17 protein-coding genes and 1 pseudogene are annotated in these 19,885 nt (G+C 72.9%); 2 read left to right on the top strand and 16 right to left on the bottom strand.

Annotated elements, in window-relative coordinates; all coding sequences use genetic code 11:
• On the top strand, positions 1 to 2,463 hold the full coding sequence (locus MKD51_RS02510; RefSeq protein ID WP_240237748.1) for an ATP-dependent DNA ligase: 2,463 nt from the start codon (positions 1 to 3) through the stop codon (positions 2,461 to 2,463).
• 141 nt (positions 2,464 to 2,604) lie between these two features.
• Here MKD51_RS02510 and MKD51_RS02505 read toward each other — a convergent pair whose 3' ends face one another.
• From MKD51_RS02505 to MKD51_RS02465, 9 genes are read right to left on the bottom strand one after another with little or no spacing between them, the layout of a single operon-like run.
• Entirely contained in the window at positions 2,605 to 3,696 is a 1,092-nt protein-coding gene (locus tag MKD51_RS02505; RefSeq protein WP_240237746.1) for a C45 family peptidase, read from the bottom strand.
• A 34-nt stretch (positions 3,697 to 3,730) separates the two neighbouring features.
• Positions 3,731 to 4,837, bottom strand: coding sequence for a C45 family peptidase (locus tag MKD51_RS02500; protein WP_240237744.1), 1,107 nt, complete (start codon positions 4,835 to 4,837; stop codon positions 3,731 to 3,733).
• Positions 4,834 to 5,538: an FMN-binding negative transcriptional regulator gene (locus tag MKD51_RS02495; RefSeq protein WP_240237742.1), complete on the bottom strand. Its 705-nt coding sequence runs from the start codon at positions 5,536 to 5,538 to the stop codon at positions 4,834 to 4,836. The genes MKD51_RS02500 and MKD51_RS02495 overlap by 4 nt, the downstream gene beginning before the upstream one ends.
• A 1-nt stretch (position 5,539) precedes the next feature.
• The gene (locus MKD51_RS02490) at positions 5,540 to 6,586 is read right to left on the bottom strand and encodes a P1 family peptidase (protein ID WP_240237740.1); all 1,047 of its coding nucleotides are present in this window, start codon (positions 6,584 to 6,586) and stop codon (positions 5,540 to 5,542) included.
• Positions 6,583 to 7,314, bottom strand: a complete 732-nt coding sequence (locus tag MKD51_RS02485; protein ID WP_240237738.1) for an ABC transporter ATP-binding protein — start codon at positions 7,312 to 7,314, stop codon at positions 6,583 to 6,585. Before MKD51_RS02485 ends, MKD51_RS02490 begins: the two co-directional genes overlap by 4 nt.
• Entirely contained in the window at positions 7,311 to 8,171 is an 861-nt protein-coding gene (locus MKD51_RS02480; RefSeq protein ID WP_240237736.1) for an ABC transporter ATP-binding protein, read from the bottom strand. Before MKD51_RS02480 ends, MKD51_RS02485 begins: the two co-directional genes overlap by 4 nt.
• Positions 8,168 to 9,040, bottom strand: coding sequence for an ABC transporter permease (locus tag MKD51_RS02475; RefSeq protein WP_240237734.1), 873 nt, complete (start codon positions 9,038 to 9,040; stop codon positions 8,168 to 8,170). The genes MKD51_RS02480 and MKD51_RS02475 overlap by 4 nt, the downstream gene beginning before the upstream one ends.
• Positions 9,037 to 10,002 carry an ABC transporter permease gene (locus tag MKD51_RS02470; protein ID WP_240237732.1) on the bottom strand — a complete coding sequence of 322 codons (966 nt, stop codon included), beginning with the start codon at positions 10,000 to 10,002 and terminating at the stop codon, positions 9,037 to 9,039. Before MKD51_RS02470 ends, MKD51_RS02475 begins: the two co-directional genes overlap by 4 nt.
• A complete protein-coding gene (locus MKD51_RS02465; protein WP_240237730.1) occupies positions 10,002 to 11,624 on the bottom strand; it encodes an ABC transporter substrate-binding protein in 1,623 nt (540 codons plus the stop codon). The genes MKD51_RS02470 and MKD51_RS02465 overlap by 1 nt, the downstream gene beginning before the upstream one ends.
• Positions 11,625 to 11,843: 219 nt before the next feature.
• Between MKD51_RS02465 and MKD51_RS02460 the strand changes: the two genes are divergently transcribed.
• On the top strand, positions 11,844 to 12,836 hold the full coding sequence (locus MKD51_RS02460; protein ID WP_240237728.1) for a LacI family DNA-binding transcriptional regulator: 993 nt from the start codon (positions 11,844 to 11,846) through the stop codon (positions 12,834 to 12,836).
• 121 nt (positions 12,837 to 12,957) lie between these two features.
• On the opposite strand, the gene MKD51_RS02455 is transcribed toward MKD51_RS02460, so the two are convergent.
• The 7 genes and pseudogenes from MKD51_RS02455 to MKD51_RS02425 form a co-directional block, all read right to left on the bottom strand.
• Positions 12,958 to 14,325, bottom strand: a complete 1,368-nt coding sequence (locus MKD51_RS02455) for an aldehyde dehydrogenase family protein (RefSeq protein WP_240237726.1) — start codon at positions 14,323 to 14,325, stop codon at positions 12,958 to 12,960.
• 139 nt (positions 14,326 to 14,464) lie between these two features.
• Positions 14,465 to 15,760: a M20 family metallo-hydrolase gene (locus MKD51_RS02450; protein WP_277603905.1), complete on the bottom strand. Its 1,296-nt coding sequence runs from the start codon at positions 15,758 to 15,760 to the stop codon at positions 14,465 to 14,467.
• A 25-nt stretch (positions 15,761 to 15,785) separates the two neighbouring features.
• On the bottom strand, positions 15,786 to 16,838 hold the full coding sequence (locus MKD51_RS02445; RefSeq protein WP_240237724.1) for a thiamine pyrophosphate-dependent enzyme: 1,053 nt from the start codon (positions 16,836 to 16,838) through the stop codon (positions 15,786 to 15,788).
• 272 nt (positions 16,839 to 17,110) lie between these two features.
• Positions 17,111 to 17,410, bottom strand: a pseudogene (locus tag MKD51_RS02440) (thiamine pyrophosphate-binding protein); the annotation flags it as partial.
• A complete protein-coding gene (locus tag MKD51_RS02435; RefSeq protein ID WP_240237722.1) occupies positions 17,407 to 18,039 on the bottom strand; it encodes an RraA family protein in 633 nt (210 codons plus the stop codon). The gene MKD51_RS02435 and the pseudogene MKD51_RS02440, both read right to left, overlap by 4 nt.
• Positions 18,039 to 18,425 carry a RidA family protein gene (locus MKD51_RS02430; protein ID WP_240237720.1) on the bottom strand — a complete coding sequence of 129 codons (387 nt, stop codon included), beginning with the start codon at positions 18,423 to 18,425 and terminating at the stop codon, positions 18,039 to 18,041. Before MKD51_RS02430 ends, MKD51_RS02435 begins: the two co-directional genes overlap by 1 nt.
• Complete coding sequence (locus MKD51_RS02425) at positions 18,422 to 19,816, bottom strand: MFS transporter (RefSeq protein WP_240237718.1); 1,395 nt, start codon at positions 19,814 to 19,816, stop codon at positions 18,422 to 18,424. The genes MKD51_RS02430 and MKD51_RS02425 overlap by 4 nt, the downstream gene beginning before the upstream one ends.
• Positions 19,817 to 19,885: the final 69 nt, after the last annotated feature.

Raw genomic sequence — 19,885 nt, 5'->3', positions numbered from 1 at the left:
GTGGCCGATCGGGAGCGCATCCGCGTCGGTGGGCGCACGCTGCGCTTCACGCATCCCGACAAGGTGCTGTACCCGGCCACCGGAACGACCAAGCAGGAGGTGCTCGAGTACGTGCTGCGCGCATCCGCACCCCTCATGGCGCACGCAGTGGGGCGGCCTGTCACGCGCAAGCGCTGGCCGGACGGCGTCGGCACGGAGGAGGCACCGGGCGAGCTGTTCTTCCAGAAGGGGCTCGAGCGGGGCGCGCCCGAGTGGATCCCGACGATCGAGCAGCAGCACTCGACCGGCAAGAAGCTGTACCCGGTCGTGAGCGAGCCGGCGGTGCTGGCATGGATGGTGCAGCTGGGCGCGCTCGAGCTGCACGTGCCGCAGTGGCGGGTGGTCGACGGCGAGCGCTGGAACCCCGACCGGCTGGTGCTCGACCTCGACCCCGGCGACGGCGCCGACCTCGACGACTGCGCGCGCGTGGCCGTGTGGGTGCGCGAGCTGCTCGTCGACATCGGGCTCGACCCGGTGCCGCTCACGAGCGGCTCGAAGGGCATCCACCTCTATGCCCGGCTCGACGGCACGGTGACGAGCGAGCAGGCGAGCGAGGTGGCGCACCAGCTGGCGCGCTCGCTCGAGGAGCTGCACCCAGACCTGGTGGTCAGCGATATGAAGAAGGCGAAGCGGGTGGGCAAGGTGCTCATCGACTGGAGCCAGAACTCGGCCTCGAAGACGACCGTCGCGCCGTATTCGCTGCGGGGGCGGATGCGGCCGACCGTGGCCGCGCCGCGCACCTGGGACGAGGTGGAGGCGGGTGGGCTGCGGCAGCTCGAGATGGGCGAGGTGCTCGAGCGGCTGGAGCGCGACGGCGACCTGATCGCGGCGCTCGACCCGCCGGCCGACCGGCTGGCGAAGTATCGCGGGCTGCGGCGGGCCGATCGCACGCCGGAGCCGGTGCCCGGGCCGGGGCCTGTGCCGCTGGGCGAAGGCAACTCGTGGGTGGTGCACGAGCACCACGCGCGGCGGCTGCACTACGACCTGCGGCTCGAGCAGGACGGCGTGCTCGTCTCGTGGGCGGTGCCGAAGGGGCTGCCGGCCGCCTCCGACGGCAACCGGCTCGCGGTGCAGACCGAGGATCACCCGCTGGAATACGGCGGCTTCGAGGGCACCATCCCGAAGGGCGAGTACGGCGCCGGGAAGATCGCCATCTGGGATGCCGGCGAGGTCGAGCTCGAGAAGTTCCGTGACGACGAGGTGATCGGCACGCTGCGCGGCCGCCCCGACGGTGGTCTGGGCGGCGAGCCCTACCGCTTCGCGCTCATCCGCACCGATGCCGACGCGCGCCAGTGGCTGCTGCACCGGATGAAGGAGCAGGATCCGGTGCGCGATGCCCGCAAGAAGGGCTATGCGCCGCCGGCCGCCCGCGCGGCGGTGCCAGTCGAGGGCAGCGCGTCGGCCGGGCGGGCCGCCGGAGCGCGCGCCCGCGGCTCTCGGGCACCGGCCGAGCCGAAGACGACGCTGCGGCCGATGCTCGCGACGGCCGGCAGCGCATCCGACATCGACGAGCGCGACGAGTGGTCGTTCGAGCTGAAGTGGGATGGCTGGCGGGCGATCGTGCAGGTGAGCGGCGACGAGGTGCGGCTCATCAGCAGGAACGGCAAGGAGTACACGGATGCGTTCCCGGAGCTGGTCGCGGCGGTGCCGGCCGCGATCGACGCGGAGGAGGCGGTGCTCGACGGCGAGATCGTGGTGCTGAGGCGCTCGGGTTCCGCGGCCGGCACGGCGAGCTTCGCGGCGCTGCAGGATCGCGGCGGGCTCGACGGGCGACCGGCGGCGAAGGCGGCGGAGCGGGCACCTGCGACGCTCATGCTGTTCGACGCGCTCGAGGTCGACGGCCGGCGACTGGTCGACCTGCGGCTCGACGAGCGGCAGGCGCAGCTGGCCACGCTGGTGCAGCAGAGCGCGCGCGTGCAGCTGTCGAAGCCGCTGCACGGAGAGCTCGAGCACATCCTCGAGGCGACCGCCGAGCGCGGCCTGGAAGGGGTGATGGCCAAGCGCATCGACGGTCGCTATCGCTCGGGCGCGCGCTCGACCGACTGGTTGAAGCTCAAGCACGTGCTCACGCGCGAGGTCGTGGTGATCGGCTGGCTCGAGGGCAAGGGCGCGTTGGCCGGCACGGTCGGCTCGCTCGTGCTGGCGCTGCCCGGGGAGGGCGGCCGGATGCGCTACGCGGGTCGGGTGGGCACGGGCTTCACGGATGCGCAGCGCGATCGGCTGCGCGACGAGCTGCGCCCGCGGAAGACGGCGCCGACGGTCGACGAGCTGCCGGCAGACGTGGCGGATGCGGCGCACTGGGTGCGGGCGGCCGTCGCCGAGGTGGAGCACACGGAGCAGACGGCGTCGGGTGCGCTGCGGCACCCGGTCTGGCGGGGCTTGCGCCCCGACAAAGCGATCGGCGATCTGAGCCCGGCCCCGTAGGTCGAGGAGCGCGCGCCCCCTTGGTAGTCGAGCAGGCCCGCAGGGCCGTATCGAGACGACGACCGGGGCGGATCTCGATACGGCGGCTGCGCCGCCTACTCGATCAGCGAGCGGGAGGGGGCGGCTGCGCCGCCTACTCGATCAGCGCGGCAGGGGCACGTGCAGCGCGGGGCGCGGGCGCTCCAGCGGCGAGCCCTCGGTGATCGTGAGGCCGCGCTCGTCGATCGCGACGGTCGCGAGCGTCTGCCACGCGCGTCCGAAGGGCTGCTCGGGGCGGGCGACGCAGCAGATGTCGCCGAGCTCGGCGCCGGGCGCGGTGCGCAGCATCGGCACGAGGTCGGATGCGGCACGCACCGGATCGAGGCCCGCACGGGCGTCGATGCGTTCCCGCAGCAGCCGCAGCCGGTCGTCGGAGTCGGGGTCGCCGCGGAAGGTGCGCGAACCCGCAGCCAGCCGCTCCGAGAGGAAGTGGTTCGTGCGCGGGAGCCACTGCTGCCCGGCGCGGTCGGGCTCTGGCGACACCCGCTCGCTGCCCGCGGGGCTCAGCTCGATCGCGACGACCGTGCGGCCGCCGGCGGCCGTCGGCCCCACGATCGTCAGCACGCTCGACGACGTCACCGGCGCCGACGCCGCGATCGCGACCGCCGCATCCGCCGTCTCCGCCTCCGCAAGCACCCGGTGCAGCACCGAGTGCACGGGCACGCCGCCCGGTCGGTCGTCGGTGTGCGACAGGATCGCCAGCAGCACGCCGACGCCCGCCTCGTTCATGCCGACCTTGGCGCCGATGCCGTGCTCGGTGATGCCAGCGAACGCCAGCGGCCCACCGCGCACCTGCTGCGCGTGCCAGGCGTCGGCGAGCTCGCGATGCCAGTCCCACACCTGCGCGGCAGCGGCGGGCGCGACGGTCGCCAGGATCGTGCACTCGCGGGCGGCGTGCGCGTCGGGACCGCCCTTCGCCACCAGCAGCTCGGTGCGCGCGCCGAGGGCGGCGGCGATCCAGGGCTCGACGCCTGCGCCCTCCGCGACGCCCAGGATCTCGTCGCGGCCATCGGGCCACCAAGCACCGAGCGCGTCGAGCGAGGCCAGTGCATGCTCGCGCACCTCCTGCTCGCTCCAGCCCGCGAGCGCGAACAGCCCGAGGTGCACGGGCCAGTGCTCGCGCACGACCGCGGCCACCTGCCTGCCGCGATCGATGCCGCGATCGCGCGGCGTCGCGCCGGCGATCTCGAGCACCCGCATCAGTCGAGCCGGTCCATGAGCGGCCGCCTCAGCCGAACCGGCGCACGGTGCTCGCGTCGAGCCCGCTCGGCGGCCCGGCGAACCAGTCGATCGCGGCCGCCTCGACGTCGAGCGACGCGGTGAGCAGCGTCTCCCAGCGCTCCGCGAGCGAGGCCGCCGGCCGCACGCGCACACACACCGGCGCATCCGCCCCCGCTTCGCCGCACATCGCCGCCGCCATGGAGACCGCGTCGGTGGCGCCCTCGATCGACGCACGCTGCGCGACCGTGTGCTCGAAGCGCGGGCCGGTGGTCGAGGAGTCGAGCGTGGCCTCGCCCTCGGCCAGCTGCGGGTCGAGGAAGTGGTTCGTGTGGGCGAGGAAGCCCTCCTTCGCCTCGACCACGGCGACGCCTGCCGGTGCCAGCTCGAGGCTCGCGGCACGCGCAGGGGCGCCCGCGCTCGCGCCCTGCACGACGGTGAGCACGGTGGAGGCGCCGACGGTCGCCGAGCGGGCGAGCGCGATCGCTCCGTCGACGCTGCTTGCCTCGTCGAGGATGCGCCGCATCACGACGTGCACGGGCACACCGACCGCGGTGCGGTCGGAGGCGTGATGGAGGATGTTGAAGTGCACGCCCAGGCCGCCGGAGCCGTCGGCGCCAGCGGTCACGCCGATCTTGCCGACCATGCCGGTCTCGGCGAAGGTGCGCACGACCCGGCCGGCACCATCGGCCCCCGGCAGGTGCAGCTCGAGCAGCACGCCGGTGGGTGCCAGCTCGCCGTGCCAGTCCCAGGTCTGCATCGTCTGCGGGCGACGATCCTCGTGCAGCGCCACCACCGTCGAGCACTCGAGCACGTCGACGGGCGCGTGGGCCAGGATCTCGGTGCGGGCGGTCAGCAGCATCAGCTCGTCGAGGCGCACGCCGGTGCCCTCCGCGAGCCCGGTGAGCTCCTCCCACTGCGTCGGTGCCCAGTCGCGCACGGCATCGAGCGAGCCGGCGACGACCTCGTCGATCACGTCGGCGGGCACCCCCATCAGCTCGTAGGCCTCGCGGTAGAGGCCGATCGTGTGCCGCACCTCGCCGCCGAGCGCGGCGCCGTAGGCGACGCCGCGGGCGTGCGCCGAGGCATCCGTCAGTCGCAGCTCTGTGACTCTCATGCATCCTCCAGCGGTGGGTAGTGGCCACGCCGCACGTGATCGACGGGCAGTGCATCCATGATCTCTGCCAGGTCGGCATGCGGGCAGCCGCCGATCGCACCGGCGGCCGACGACTCCCCCGCGAACTCGTCGCGGACGCGGGCGCGGATGTCGGCGGGCTTGTCCTGGCTGAGCTTGAAGACGGCCTGCTCGCTGGTGATGTCGATCGCGAAGGCGGTGACGCCGCGGATGATCGCGCGGAAGACCTCGCGCGAGGTCGCCATCTGCCACTGCGGGTCGCGCGTGGCCTCGAGCTGGCGGACGGTCTGCTCGACCACCCCGAGCGCCTCGTCGTCGGTGTCCATGAGGCGCACGGTGCCCGTGAGGTGCACGGCGGTGTAGTCGACCGTCGGCACCGATGGGTCCTTGCGGTAGAGCGTCGGCGAGACGTAGCCGTGCGAGGAGGTGTGGATGAGCAGCACCTCCGGCTGCTCCTCCATCAGCCGCCAGTGGCGGTTGGCGTGCCCCATGTGCGACCAGAGCGTGGTGCCGACGAGGGTGTCGACGGATGCGGTGTCGAGCGCCGGCGGGATCACCACCGGCACGTGCGTCGCGATCGGCGCGCCTGCCTGCGAGGTCACGGCCAGCGCGAACGGCGTGCGCGCGACGAAGTCGACGATCGCCCGGCCGTCCGGCGCGTGATAGCTGGGATAGGTGTGCACCTCAGCGCACGCTCTCGATGATGGCGTCCCACATCGTCTCGGAGGCGATCGCGCCGAACGATGCGATGCTCGGGCCGAGCCCCTGGCGCGGGTCGTAGACCGGCAGGTCGACCTCGTCGGTGGTGAGCAGGAAGAGCGTGTCGCCGTCGAGCGAGGTGTGGAAGGGCTGGATGCCGCGGTGCATCGACGAGTGGATCTGCGTCGCCAGCTGCTGCAGGTCGATCTCTGCCAGCCTCGCGTTCGTGACCACGACCGAGAGCGTGGTGTTGCCCTTGGCCGGGCCCGGCTGCTCGGCACCCCCGGCCGCGCCGAAGGCCTCGTCGCCGTCGATGACCGGATGCCGTCGGGTGCCGTCGGTCTGCAGGTTGCCGCGCAGCACGCTGCCGTCGCGGTCGAAGACGGCGCCGACCGCGTTGACGACCACGAGCGCGAGCACCTTGAGCTCGCCCACCTGCCGGAAGGCGACGCCCTGCCCCGCCCACTCGGTGGCGTCGGGGCGCGTCTTGCCGCAGCTGCCGCCCACGCCGGCGCCGACCCGGCCGACGGGGGCGGTGCCGGTGACCGCGGCCGCCAGCGCGGCGCGGCCGAGCGCGTTGTCGGGCGTGATCGCGTTGTCGCGCACCGCGAAGTCGTAGATGCAGGCGCCCGAGACGACCTGCAGATCGGCGAAGCCGGTCTTGCGGCCCTCGCGCTCCATGAGCGCATCCGTCACGCCGCTCGCGGCGGCGAGCCCGTGCACCGAGCCGCCCGCGAGCGCGATCGCGTGGTTGAAGGGGTAGCGCCCGACGATGCCGACGGCGCCGCCGCGGTCGTCGATCGCCGTGCGGGCGCCGCCCGCGACCTCGATGACGGTGACGCCCGTCGGCCCCTCGGCATACTCGGCGGTGCCGATCGTGACGCCCGGGAAGTCGAACGCGACCTGCGCGCGGGCCGTGCCCGGCACGGGCTCCAGCGGCGCGTCGGCGTTGACGGCCAGCCCGGCGAAGCTCGAGCGCGGCGTGCGGCGCGGCTCGGCGTCCCAGGTCGTCTGCGGTGCGAAGGCGGTCATAGCTCCTCCAAGAGGGATCGGGAGTACGGATGCGCGGGGCCGGCCACGAAGGCGTCGGTCGGGGCGTCCTCCACCACCTCGCCAGCCCGCATCACGCAGATGCGGTCGGCGACGTAGCGGACGACGGCGAGGTCGTGCGAGATGAAGAGGGCGCCGAAGCCGTGCTCGGCCTGCAGCCGTCGCACGAGCTGCAGCACCTGCGCCTGCACCGAGACGTCGAGCGCGCTGACCGCCTCGTCGAAGACGATGAAGCGCGGCCTCGTGATGAGCGCGCGGGCGATGGCGACGCGCTGTCGCTGCCCGCCGGAGAGCTCGTGCGGGCGGCGATCGGCGATGGCCGGCTCGAGCGAGACCTGCTCGAGCAGCTCGGCGACCCGTCGGCGCACCTCCGTGCGATCCCGGGTGCGCACGGCGAGCGGCTCGGCGATGGAGGCCGCGACCGTCATGCGGGGGTTCAGCGCCCACATGGGGTGCTGCAGCACCGCCTGCATCTCGCCGGCGGTGCGGCGACGGCGCAGCGGCTCGCCGGCGAAGCGCACCTCGCCGCCGTCGGGCGCGCGCAGGCCCAGGGCGACCGCGGCGGCGGTCGACTTGCCGGAGCCGGACTCCCCGACCAGGCCGAGCGTCTGCCCCTCCTCGACCGCGAGGCTCACCTCGCGCAGGGCGTGCACGGTGCGGGCGCCGTGGCCGAAGCGCACCGTGACGGCGTCGAGCTCGAGCAGGCTCATGCGATCGACTCCTCGTCTGCCGCGCGGCCGACCTGCTGCGCGGCGAGCAGCTCGGTGTAGGTGCGCACCTCGACGCCGCGCTGCAGCCGCGAGGGCATCGCCGCGAGCAGCGACCGGGTGTACGGATGGGTCGGGTCCTCGAGCACGTCGGCCGTCGGTCCGTCCTCGACGATCTGGCCGCGATACATCACGGCGACCCGCGTGCACCACTTGGCCACCGCATCCAGGTCATGACTGAGCCAGACGACGGTGGCGCCGCTGTGCTCCGCGGCCTCGAAGACGAGCTTCAGCACCTCGCGGCGCACGTTGGCGTCGAGGGCCGCGGTGGGCTCGTCGGCGATGAGGATGCGCGGGCGGCGGACCATCGCGATGGCGATCGCGACGCGCTGCGCCATGCCGCCGGAGAGCTGGTGCGGGAAGCGGCGCAGCACGTCGGCGGGATCGGTGATCTGCACCTCTTCGAGCAGCTGCGCGAGCGCCGCGCCGGAGGTGTCGCCGCCGAGATCGCGCACGACGAGCGCGAGCTGCCTGCCGACGCGCATCGTGGGGTTGAGCGTCGCGATCGGATCCTGCGGGATGAAGCCGAGCGTCTCGCGGCGCAGCCTGCGCAGTCCCGGCCGGTCGAGGGCGCCGACGTCGACGCCGTCGACGCGCACGGTGCCGTCGCCGAACCGGCCGTTGGCGGGCAGCAGCGCGCCGATCGCGGCGCCCACGGTCGACTTGCCGCTGCCGGACTCGCCGACGATGGCGAGGCGCTCGCCCGCCTCGGCGGTCAGGCTCGCGCCGTCGAGCGCGCGCACGATCCCGCGCGGCGTGCGGAACTCGACCACCAGCCGGTCGATCTCGATGAGGCTCACGTGAGATCCACCGCCTCTCTGGGCTCGAGCCGGTCGCGCAGGGCGTCGCCGACGAGGGTCACCGCAAGGATGGCGAGCACCATCGTGCTGCCCGCGGCGATGAGGATCCAGGGTGCGGTGAGCAGGTAGACGTTGCCCTCGCTCACGAGCAGCCCGAGCGAGGAGGCGGGCAGCTGCACGCCGTAGCCGAGGAAGGAGAGCCCGCCCTCGACCAGGATCGCGACCGAGAGCGCGTACGTGCCCTGCACCACCACGGTGCCGCTCACACAGGTGAGCAGGTGCCGCACCATGATGACGGGCGCGGCGACGCCCGAGATCCTGGCGCTCGTGACGAAGTCGCGGCGAGCGACGTCGGCGGCCGCGGCGGTCACCATGCGGGTCATGAGCGGCACCGTGACGAGCACGATGCTCGCGAGCGCCGCCGTGCTGCCGGGGCCGATCGCGGCCGCGACCAGCAGCGCCAGCAGGATGGCGGGGAAGGCGTAGAGCACGTCGCCGAGCCGCTGCACGAGCTCGCGCACCCAGCCGCCGGCATAGGCGGCGACGATGCCGAGCGCCGTGGCGATGACGGCGGTGCAGAGCACCGCGACCGCCGAGAGCAGGAAGGTCGTGCCGATGCCCTCGAGCAGTCGAGCGAGCAGGCTGCGGCCGAGGCTGTCGGTGCCGAGCGGATGCGCGAGGCTCGGCGCCTCGAAGCGGCCGCCGACCGTGGAGGTGCCGTCGTTGAGGCCGGGGATGAGCCGCCCGGCGAGGCTCGCGGCCACGAGCAGACCGAGGATGACGATCGCGATCGTCATGACGGGGTCGCTCGTGCGGAGGCTGCGAAGCCGGCCCGGCGTGCCGGCGAGCGCGGCGGCGGTGCCGGTCACCGCGTCGCTCCGATCGTCGAGACGCGCGGGTCGACGAGGCTGGAGGCGAGCTCGACGAGCACGCTCATCACCACGAAGACCACCGCGGCGAGCATGACGGCCGCCTGGATCACGGCGTAGTCGCGGCGATCCATCGCCAGCAGCATGTAGGAACCGACGCCCGGCACGTTGAAGAGCCCCTCCACGATCACCGCGCCGCCCAGCAGGTAGGCGAGCAGGGTCGCCGCGAGCGTGAGGATGGGGATGGATGCGTTGCGCAGCACGTGGTGCCGCACGATCGACCACGGCCGCTCACCCCGGCCGACCGCCGCCTGTATCCACGGCTCGACCAGCACGCCGAGCACGGCGTCGCGGGTGGTGCGCGCGGTCGCCGCGGCGCAGAAGACCGACAGCACGAGCGCCGGCAGCAGGCTCGAGACGAGCCCGAGCCACACGTCGTCGGTGACGGCCGTGAACGCGCCGATCGTGATGCCGAGCGGCACCGTCGAGAACAGCAGCACCACGAGCGCGCCGAGCACGAACTCCGGCACCGAGATGCCGAGCCCGCTGATCATGCGCGAGACCACGGCACCGCCGCGTCGGCGCGACCGCACGGCCTGCAGGATGCCGAGCGGCACGCCGACCAGCAGCGCGATGCCGAGCGCCAGCAGCGCCACGGTCGCCGTGACCGGCAGCCGCAGCGCGATCTCGTCGAGCACCGGCTGGCCCGAGATGATCGAGTCGCCGAAGTCGCCGGTGACGATCTGGCCCATCCAGATCCCGAACTGCGTGAACAGGTCGCGATCGAGGCCGAGCTCTGCGGTGAGCGCATCGCGCTGCTCCTGGGTCGCCAACGGGCCCAGCAGCACCGAGGCAGCCTGCCCCGGCACCAGCCGCGCCGCGAAGAAGACGAGCAGCGCGATGCCGAGGAGCGTCACCAGCCCCGTCAGGAGCCGGCGGCCCACCCACCGCAGCGTCAGCATCAGCCCTCGATCGTCTTGAACTCGGCGATCAGCCGCAGGAAGTCGCCGTAGCCCTCATCCGAGAGCACCGACGCCGAGAGCTGGTCGCTGCGGATGCCGACGACCTGCGGGCGGGTCGCGAGCGGCACCATCTCGGAGTAGGTGTCCGCGAGATCGCAGACCGTCTGCAGCGCCTCAGCGCGCTCGGCGCCCGCCGGCATCGTCTGCGCCTCGGCGATGGCGGCAGAGAGATCCTCGTGCGGCTGCACGAAGCCCACGTTGAAGAACGCGGTCTCGGGGTTCCACCAGTTCGTCACCATCGAGGGGTCGCCGTAGCCGGCGAACCAGCCGAGCGCCATCTGGAAGTCGCCCGGCTGCGCCACGTAGACGCGCTCGGCGTAGGTGCCGTAGTCGACGCTGTCGAGCGTGACCTCAGCGCCTGCGCCCTGCAGCTGCTGCTGCACGACCTGCGCGAGCGCGGTGAGCGAGGGGTCGTCGTTGTAGATCAGCAGCGAGATGCTCTGGCCCGCGAGCGCGTCGGCCGCGGGCGTCGCGGATGCGGAGGGCACGGAGTCGGCGGTGCACGCGTCTGGCAGGTTGGCGGGCGTGACCGCGGTCGGCATCGCCGCGCCGGCGAGGGCGAGATCGACGATCCCCTGGCGGTCGAGCACCGCGTTCACCGTCTGGCGCAGCTCCTCGTCGACGAAGGGCGAGTCGGGGTTGACGGAGTTGAGCATCGCGTAGAAGAAGTCGCTCTGCGTCTGGCTCACGGCCGTCACGCCCTGGGCGCTGCCGAGCAGGGCGAGCGCGTCGGGGTTGGAGAAGTTCGCCAGCTGCGTCGAGCCGTCGCGGAGCCCCGCGAGGCGCGTCTGGTCGTCGCCGGCGATCGTCAGCTCGAGCGAGTCGATGCCCAGCTGCTCGGCGTTCCACCACTCGGGATTGGCCTCGAACGACCACGACTCGTCCTGCCGGTGATCGGCGACGATGAAGGCGCCGGAGCCCAGCAGCTCTGCGGTCGGATCGAGCTCGCCCGCCTCGATCTCCTGCATCGGCAGGATGCCGGCTGGCGTGTTGGCGAGCGCCGCGAGCAGCGGGGTGAACGGGCTCTCGAGCGTGATGGTGACCTGCTGCGCGTCGCCGGAGGAGGTGTCGGCGATCTCGGCGATCGGGCCCAGCTGGCCGGACCACACCGAGCCCGACTCCCTGAGACGGTTGAGCGAGCCGACGACGTCGGCGGCCGACACGGCACGGCCGTTCGAGAAGACTGCGTCGGGCTGCAGGTCGAAGACGTAGGTGGTGTCGTCGGGCTGCTCCCACGAGGCGGCCAGCTCCGGCTCGATCTCGAAGCCTGGGCCGACGGAGACGAGCGACTCGACCACGAGTCCCATGATCGACCACGAGCGCGCGATCTCGGCGAACGCGGGGTCGAGCCCCTGCGCCTCTGCGGTGTCGTAGTCGACCTGCACGTGCAGCGGGCCCCCCGCGCTCTCGACCGACTCGTCGGCGACCGCCGCGAAGCCCTCCGGCAGACCCGGGTCCTCGGGCTGCCCGGTGCCTCCGGGCGATCCTGGCCCGGTGCAGGCGGTGAGGGCGAGCGCCGCGATGGCAGCGGCCGCGACGGTGATCCTTGAGGTGGTGCGCACGGGGATGCCTCCTGCGTCTCGGTCTGATCCGTCGAGCCTCATCGATCTCCGGATCGTGCCGGATCGTTCCGGCATGTCCCGGAATCTACGCGGCCCGAGCATCCGGGTCAAGGCCGACGGCGCGCATCCGCCCGAACTTCACACGATCGTGACATTCCGCGCGGGCAGGGATGCCGGATCGATCCGCCCATGCAGGGCGCGGCGTGGTAGACAACGGGGATGAGCAGGAGAGCCGCGACCATCGTCGACGTCGCCAAGCGCGCGGGCGTGGCGCGCACCACGGCGTCGGATGCGCTGCGCGGGCACGGGCGGGTCTCGGAGGTCACGCGCGTGGCCGTCGAGCAGGCCGCGGCCGAGCTCGGCTATCGCCCGAACTCCGCGGCGCGATCGCTGCGGGCGGCGACCACCGGCACGATCGGTCTCCACCTGCCGGAGGCCATGACGCGCATCGACTACTACCTGCAGACCGTCTACGGCGCGCTCGAGCAGGCCGGCTTCGACGAGGTCGACGTGACCGTCATCACCTCACGACGGCTCGCAGGCGATCAGGCGCCGCCGAGCGTCGACGGCGTGATCCTGCTCGACCCGCTGGCCGACGATCCGGTGGCGACCCGGCTGCTCGCGCTCGACCTGCCGATCGTCACGCTCGAGCGGGCGCTCGGGGATGCGGCGACCGGTGTCGTCTCGGCCGACCACGAGGGCGCGATCCGCGCGCTGCTCGATCACCTCGCCGCACGCGGCAGCACCGCGCCGGCCTTCCTCGCCTCCCCCGCCGTCACCGACTGGGGCACCCGCGCGCAGGAGGTCTACCGCGCGTGGTGCGGCGAGCACGGGATCGCGCCGACCCTCGTGGAGCGGCCCTTCGGCTCCGACTCCGCGGCCTACGCCGAGGCGGCGCGCGAGGTGCTCACGGCGCGGCCGGAGACGGATGCCTTCCTGTGCGGCCCGGACGGCTCGGCCATCGTGGTGGCCGACGTGCTGCAGGATGCCGGGCGCGTCGTCGGCGACGACGTGCTCGTGGCCGCGATGGTCGACAGCCCGGCGCTCGCCTACACCGACCCGCCGGTGACGGCAGTCGACCTCGCGCCGCGCGCGGCCGGGGCGCTGTGCGTGCAGCTGCTCGTGCAGATCATCCGCGGCGAGGCCGAGCCGAACGCATCCGTGCCGCTGCCGATCGAGGTGCGCTACCGGGCGTCGACGCTCGGGCGGTGAGCCTCGCCCCGTAGGTCGAGGAGCGCGCGTGCGCAGCACGCGCGCGTCACGAGACCGCAGGCGTCAGCGCTTCGCCCCTCCGATCTCGTGACGCGAGCGGCTTCGCCGCGCGCTCCTCGATCTACGAGGTCGGCTGCGTCACCAGCCGACGGTTCGCGAACTCCAGCACCGCGTCGGGGCCGAGCTCGCGGCCGAAGCCGCTGCGCTTCACGCCGCCGAACGGCAGCTCGGGCCGCGAGACGCCGAATGCGCCGATCGAGACCATCCCGACCTCGAGCCGCTGCGCCACCCATTCGGCTTGCGCCTCATCGGTGTCGAACACGTTCGCGCCCAGCCCGAAGGGCGAGTCGTTCGCCACCTCGACCGCCTCCGCCGCGTCGCGCACCGGCACCACGATCGCGACCGGACCGAAGAGCTCCTCGTGCCAGACGCGCATCCGCCGGTCGACGCCCGTCAGCACGCCGGGCTCGACGAACGCGCCCGGCCGGTCGATGCGACGCCCGCCCGCCACGAGCGTCGCGCCCTCGGCGACGGCCGACTCGACCTGGCCGACGAGCTGTGCCGCGGCGGCCTCGCTCGAGAGCGGGCCCATCTCGACGCCCTCCTCGAGGGGCGAGCCGATGCGCAGCGCCGCCATGCCGACGACGAGCTTCTCGACGAAGGCGTCGTGCAGCGACTCGTGCACGATGAAGCGCTTGGCTGCGGTGCACGCCTGACCGGCGTTGCGGGTGCGGGCCGCGATGGCCGTCGCGACGAGTGTGTCGAGGTCGTCGGTGCCGAGCACGATGAAGGGGTCGGAGCCACCCAGCTCGAGCACGCAGCGCTTGAGCGCGCGGCCGGCGACCTCCGCGACGGCCGCACCGGCCCGCTCGCTGCCGGTGAGCGAGACGCCCTGCACCCGCGGATCCTCGATCATGCCCGCGATCTGCTCGTTGGTGGCCAGCACCGTCTGGTAGACACCCGCCTGCAGGCCAGCCGCATCCGCGATCTCCTGCATCGCGAGCGCCGCGCCCGTGCAGCTGCCGGCGTGCTTGATGATCACGGGGTTGCCGAGCAGCAGGTTGGGTGCCGCGAGGCGGGCCACCTGGTAGTACGGGAAGTTCCAGGGCATGACCCCGATGAGCGGCCCGATCGGGCGCAGCTCGACACGTGCCTCGCGGCCGCGCCAGGTGGTCTCGATGTCGCGGCTTCCGAGCAGCTCCGGCCGGTCGGCGTACCACTCCCAGATCGCCGCCGACAGCCGCACCTCGCCGACACCCTCGGGCAGCGGCTTGCCCATCTCGCGGGCGATCGTCTCGGCCAGCTCGGCCTCGCGATCGCGGAACGCCTGCGCGATCGCGCGCATCGCCGCAATGCGCTGCTCGAGGCTCGGCAGGGCGGCGGATGCGTCGGCGGCGGCCTGCAGGACGGTCTCGATCTCGGCGTCGGTCGCGTCGGCGTGCTCGGCGATGAGCTCGCCCGTGCTGGGGTCGATGGAGCGGTAGGCCATGGGTCTCCTCGGAGGTCTGCGGACGGGGGCTACGGACGGGGGCTAGGGACGGAGGGAACGATACGCCGGATTCCCGCGTGACGGAACGATCCGGCGGGCAGCGGCCGCCGCGGGGTGGGGCTCCGCGGCGGCCGCCCGGCTACCGGGTGCTCGCGCCGAGCCCGCCCATCGCCAGCTGGCGCACGACGCCGGTGAGCACGTCGAGCCCCGCGAGCGCATCGTCGTCGCGCGTCTCCTCGCCCTCGTTGTGCGAGATGCCCTGGATGGAGGGCACGAAGAGCATGACGGTCGGCACGATCTCCTTCATGTTGATGGAGTCGTGGCCCGCCACCGTGAGGATCTCGTCGTGCGGGTAGCCGAGCTGCTCGGCGATCGAGCGCGCGAGCGCGACGCCCTCCGGCTGGTAGGGGTTGATGCCCCACTCGTGCGAGCGCTCCAGCTCGAGGCGCACCGAGGCGCGCTCCTCGATGCGTGCGATCTCGGCGGCCAGCAGCTCGTTCGCCTCGGCCAGCACCGCCTCGTCGGCGCAGCGCAGGTCGAGCAGCAGCCGCACGCGCGAGGCGACGACGACGGGTGAGTTCGGATAGACGTCGAGCTGCCCGACCGCGGTGTGCAGCACGCCCGGGAAGCGATCGGCCAGCTCGCGCGCGAACACCACGAGCATCGAGGCGCCCAGCAGCGCGTCGCGGCGATCGGGCATGACCGTCGCCCCCGAGTGCGACTGCTCGCCCTCGACCGTGACGACGTACTTGCTCGCCGCCCAGCTGGCGGTGACGAGCCCGATGGTCGTGCCGGAATCCTCGAGCAGGCGACCCTGCTCGATGTGGATCTCTGCGCAGCAGGCGGCGACCGGGCCGTCGCCGTCGCCGAGGAATCCGGTCGGCTCGAGCGCCTGCTGCACGCTCACGCCGTCGTGATCGGTGACCGCGAGCGCCGCCTCGAGCGGCATGAGGCCCGTGTACACCGAGGAACCCATCATCGAGGGCACGAAGCGCGAGCCCTCCTCGTTGAACCAGTTGACGACCGCGAGGTTGTGCTGCGGCAGCTCGCCGGTCTCGCGCAGCTCTTCGGCGATGCGGACGATCGCGTGCGTCGCGGCGAGCACACCGTAGGCGCCGTCGTAGCGGCCGGCGGTCGGCTGGGAGTCCATGTGCGAGCCGACGACGACGTAGGGCGCGCCCGGCACGAGCTCGAGCAGGCCGAACTGGTTGCCGATGCGGTCGTACTCCACGCGCAGGCCGTGCTGCTCGAGCAACGACTGCAGCCAGCGGCGCTGCTCGATGTCGGCCGGCGTCGCGGCCTGCCGGTCGACGCCGCCGTTGCCGGTGGCGCCGAACGCGCTCATGGTGGCGAAGTCGGCGAGGAACGCCTCGGCCCGACCGGCGTCGAGCCCGTGCCCCGGTGCGTTCGATGGGCGAGCATCCTGCGTGGTCATCTCGTCTCCTCGGTGTTCGATCGGTTCACGCGTCGGTCCGCGGGGCGCGGACGGATGGGTCCTGGCGCAGGTGCAGGACGGCGGGCAGCCCGCTCGCCCGCGCGGCGCGGTAGGCCTCGCGGAAGCCGTCCGCGTTGGTGACGGTGGCGCCGAAGCCCCCGAACGCGCGCGCGAAGGCCGCGAAGTCGGGGTTCGTCAGCTGGGTGCCGGATGGCCGCCCCGGGTACTGGTGCTCCTGATGCTCGCGGATGGTCGCGTAGACGCCGTTGTCGACGACGATCGCGACGAAGCGGGCGCCCGTGCCGACGGCGGTGGCGATCTCCTGGCCGTTCATCAGGAAGCAGCCGTCGCCGGCGACCGAGACGACCTCGCGCTCGCGGTCGACCAGTGCGGCGGCGACGGCCGCGGGGATGCCCATCCCCATCGCGCCGTTGCGGGGCGCGAGCAGCGTGCCCGGCACGTGGTGCGGCAGGTAGCGGGCGGGCCAGATGGCGTGATTGCCGGCGCCGAAGGTGACCACGGCATCCTCGGTCAGCTCTTCGCGCAGCACCGCCATGACGGCCGTCAAATCGACGTACTCGCCCTCCTCGGCGCTCGCGACCGGTGTCGAGAAGCGCAGCTGCGCCTCGCGCGCCGCCTGCAGCCGGGCGGGATCGAAGCCATGACGGGGGTCGGGCAGCGCACGGGCGAGGCCACGAGGATCCGCCTCCACGAGCTGGTCGAGCCTGCCGGAGTGCCCGAGCGGCTCGCCCGTCATGATCACGACGGTCTCGGTCTGCTGCGCCAGCCGGTAGCCGTCGCTCAGCACGTCCGTGCGCGGGGCGCCGATGTGCACGATCAGGTCGGCGTCCTCGACGAGGGCGGCGAGCGCATCGGCGCGCCCGTAGCCGAGTGCGCCGACGTAGGCGGCGCTGTCGTGCGGCACCGCGTCCCAGGCCCGGAAGTCCGCGGCGACCGGCACGCCCTGCGCCGCTGCCCAGTCGACCAGCGCGCGGCCGGCCTCGGCCGTCCAGCCCTCGCCGCCCACGACCACGAGCGGCCGCTCGGCGCGCCCGAGGCGCTCGTCGAGCTCGGCCATCGCGCTCGCCGAGGGCTCGACGGCTGCGGCAGGACGCGGCTCGAGCACGTCGGCGCCCTCGGCCGAGCGCGGATGACGTCCTCCGGCAGGCCGATGACGACGGGACCGGGACGTCCGCTCGCGGCGATGCGCATCGCATCCGCCACCACTCTCGCCGCAGCGGTGGGGTCGTCGAGCGTCACGACCTGCTTGGCGGTCCTGCCGAACCAGCCGGTGATGTCGAACTCCTGGAAGGACTCCCTGCCGCGATCGGCGATCGGGATGAGGCCGATCAGCAGCACGAGCGGCGTGGCGTCCTGGTGCGCGGTGTGCACCGCGATGAATGCGTTGGCTGCGCCGGGCCCGCGGGTGACGAGCGCCACGCCGGCCCGGCCGGTGAGGCGGCCCTCGGCGAGCGCCATGAAGCCGGCACCGCCCTCGTGGCGCGTGACGATCGTGTCGATCGAGGAGTCGTGGAGGCCGTCGAGCACATCGAGGTAGGACTCGCCCGGCACGCAGTAGACGCGCTCGACGCCCTCGCGCTCGAGCTGGGCGACCACGAGGTGGCCGGCGGATCGGTCGGTGTCGGTCATGCTTCCTCCTGGGGAGCGCGGGCGAGCAGGTTCTCGAGCGGCTCACCAGCGGCGAGCGATGCGAGCAGGGCGGGCTCCGCCTCGTCGGAGGCGCGGGCGTCGTCGAGGAGTCGCTGCTCGATCGCGGCCGGTCGCAGCACGAGCACGCCGTGCTCGTCGCCCGCGACGACGTCGCCGGGATGCACCTCGGCGTCGCCGATCCGCACTGGCACATCGAGCCGCACGGGCGCGCCCAGTCGCTTGGTGGTGCGGGCGGTCGCGCCGGTCGACCAGACGGGCAGGTCGGCGGATGCCTCGGCGAGCGCACGCACATCGGTCACCGGCCCGCCGACCACGATGCCAGCGGCGCCGCGGGCGCGGGCCGCGGCGGATGTGACCGCCCCGACCGGCGCGTGCACGCCGGAGCCGACGGCGATGACGAGCATCTCGCCGGGCTGCAGCGCGAGCAGCGCCTCGTTGACCGCGAGCGCATCCGGCTCCACGAGGTCGAGGGTGCGGGCGATGCCCGCCGTGCGGCGCACCTCGCCGACGGGGCGGACGCCCGGGCCGCAGAAGCCCTCCTCGAGCGTGTGGCCGAGGGTGGGCAGCTCGACGTGCGCGAGCGCCGCCACCAGCGCTGCGGCCTCCATCAGCGCACCTCGCCGCGCACGCGCGCGATGCAGTCGATCTCGAGCGAGACGCCCCAGAGCGTGGCGCACACCGTGGTGCGGGTGGGCGGATGCTCGCCGAAGGTGCGCTGGTAGACGCGGTTGTAGGGCTCGAGCTGCGCGGGATCGGTGAGGAAGGTGCGCACGCTCAGCACCTGCTCGATGCCGCTGCCGGCCTCCTCGAGCACGCGGCGCAGATTGTCGATGGCCGCCTGCACCTGCTCCTCGAAACCCTGCGGCTGGGTGCCGTCGGCGTCGACGGGCAGCTGACCGCTCGTGAAGACGAGGCCATCGGCGACCACGGCGTGCGAGAACGGGCCGACGGGCGCAGCGAGCCCGTCGACCGTCCCGATGCGTCGGATCGTCACGCCTGGCCCGCCTGCTCGACGCGAGCCTGCGCATCCGGCACCGCGCCATCCGCCTCGGGATCGACCTGCCGCGCATCCACCGTGTCGATGCTCGCGAGCCTGTTCTCGGCCAGCAGCCACAGCGCGACGAGCGAGAGCAGGGCGGCGATGCCCACGTACCAGGCGATCGACGACGACTGACCGGTGAGGTCGAGCAGCCAGACGGTGATGGCCGGCGTGATGGCCGAGCCCAGCAGGCCGGAGAGCATGTAGGCGACCGAGAGGCCCGAGTAGCGGATCTTGCTGCCGAAGAGCTCTGCCAGGAAGGTCGCGATGGGGCCGTAGTTGGCCGAGAACGCGAGCATCATCAGCGAGTAGGCGACGAAGACGCCCCAGACGGTGCCGGTGTCCATCAGCCAGAAGAACGGGAAGGCCAGCAGCACCTCGCCCGCGATGCCTGCGGCGATGATCTTCTTGCGGCCGATGCGATCGGAGAGGCGGCCGAAGAACGGGATGCCGACGAGCGCGACGAGGCAGGCGACAAGCACCGCCCAGAGCATCACGGAGTCGGAGTGCCCTTGCTCGGAGGTGCCGTAGGAGACACCGGAGGCGACCAGCAGCGTGAAGGTGGAGCCGGTCGAGAGCGTCGCCACGCCGCCGAGGATGACCTGCTTCCAGTACTTCTTCATCAGGTAGGCGAAGGGGATCTTCGCCTTGGCGCCCTGCTCGCGCACCTGCTGGAACGAGGGGGTCTCCTCGATGTTCAGGCGGATGTAGATGCCGACGGCGACGAGCACGATCGATGCGATGAAGGGCACGCGCCAGCCCCACGTGAGCAATGCCTCGCGGTCGATCGACGAGACGACGACCAGGAAGACGAGGTTGGCGATCAGCGTGCCGGCGGGCACGCCCACCTGCACGAGCGATCCGTACCAGCCGCGGCGGTGCGCGGGAGCGTGCTCGACGGTCATGAGCACGGCGCCGCCCCACTCGCCGCCGAGCGCGAGGCCCTGGATGACGCGCAGCGTCAGCAGCAGGAACGGCGCGGCGATGCCGATCGTGTTCGCGTCCGGGATCAGGCCGATGCCGAGCGTTGCTGCGCCCATCGTGATGAGGGAGATCAGCAGCATCGACTTGCGGCCGATCCTGTCGCCGAAGTGACCGAAGGCGACGGCGCCGATGATGCGGGCGAGGTAGGCGGAGGCGAACGTCAGGAACGCCAGGATCGTGCCGAGCGCGGGCGGCACGTCGGGGAAGAAGATCTCGTTGAAGACGAGTGCGGATGCGGTGCCGAACAGGAAGAGGTCGTACCACTCGACGGTGGTGCCGATGACGCTCGCCGTGGCGATCTTCCGCATCTTGGTGCGGTCGAGTCGCGCTGACGCGGTCGTCGACGGATCAGTGACTGCCATAGTCGTGCTCCCTGCTGCTGGGTCGGATTGGTGAACAGCCTGCGCCCCGAGCGCGCGCTGCGGCAAGCG

Origin of the sequence: Agrococcus sp. ARC_14, from assembly GCF_022436485.1 — a bacterium.
Lineage (GTDB): Bacteria > Actinomycetota > Actinomycetes > Actinomycetales > Microbacteriaceae > Agrococcus.
The sequence above is the reverse complement of the archived record's forward strand: the minus strand, read 5'-3'. Positions and strand labels throughout refer to the sequence as shown.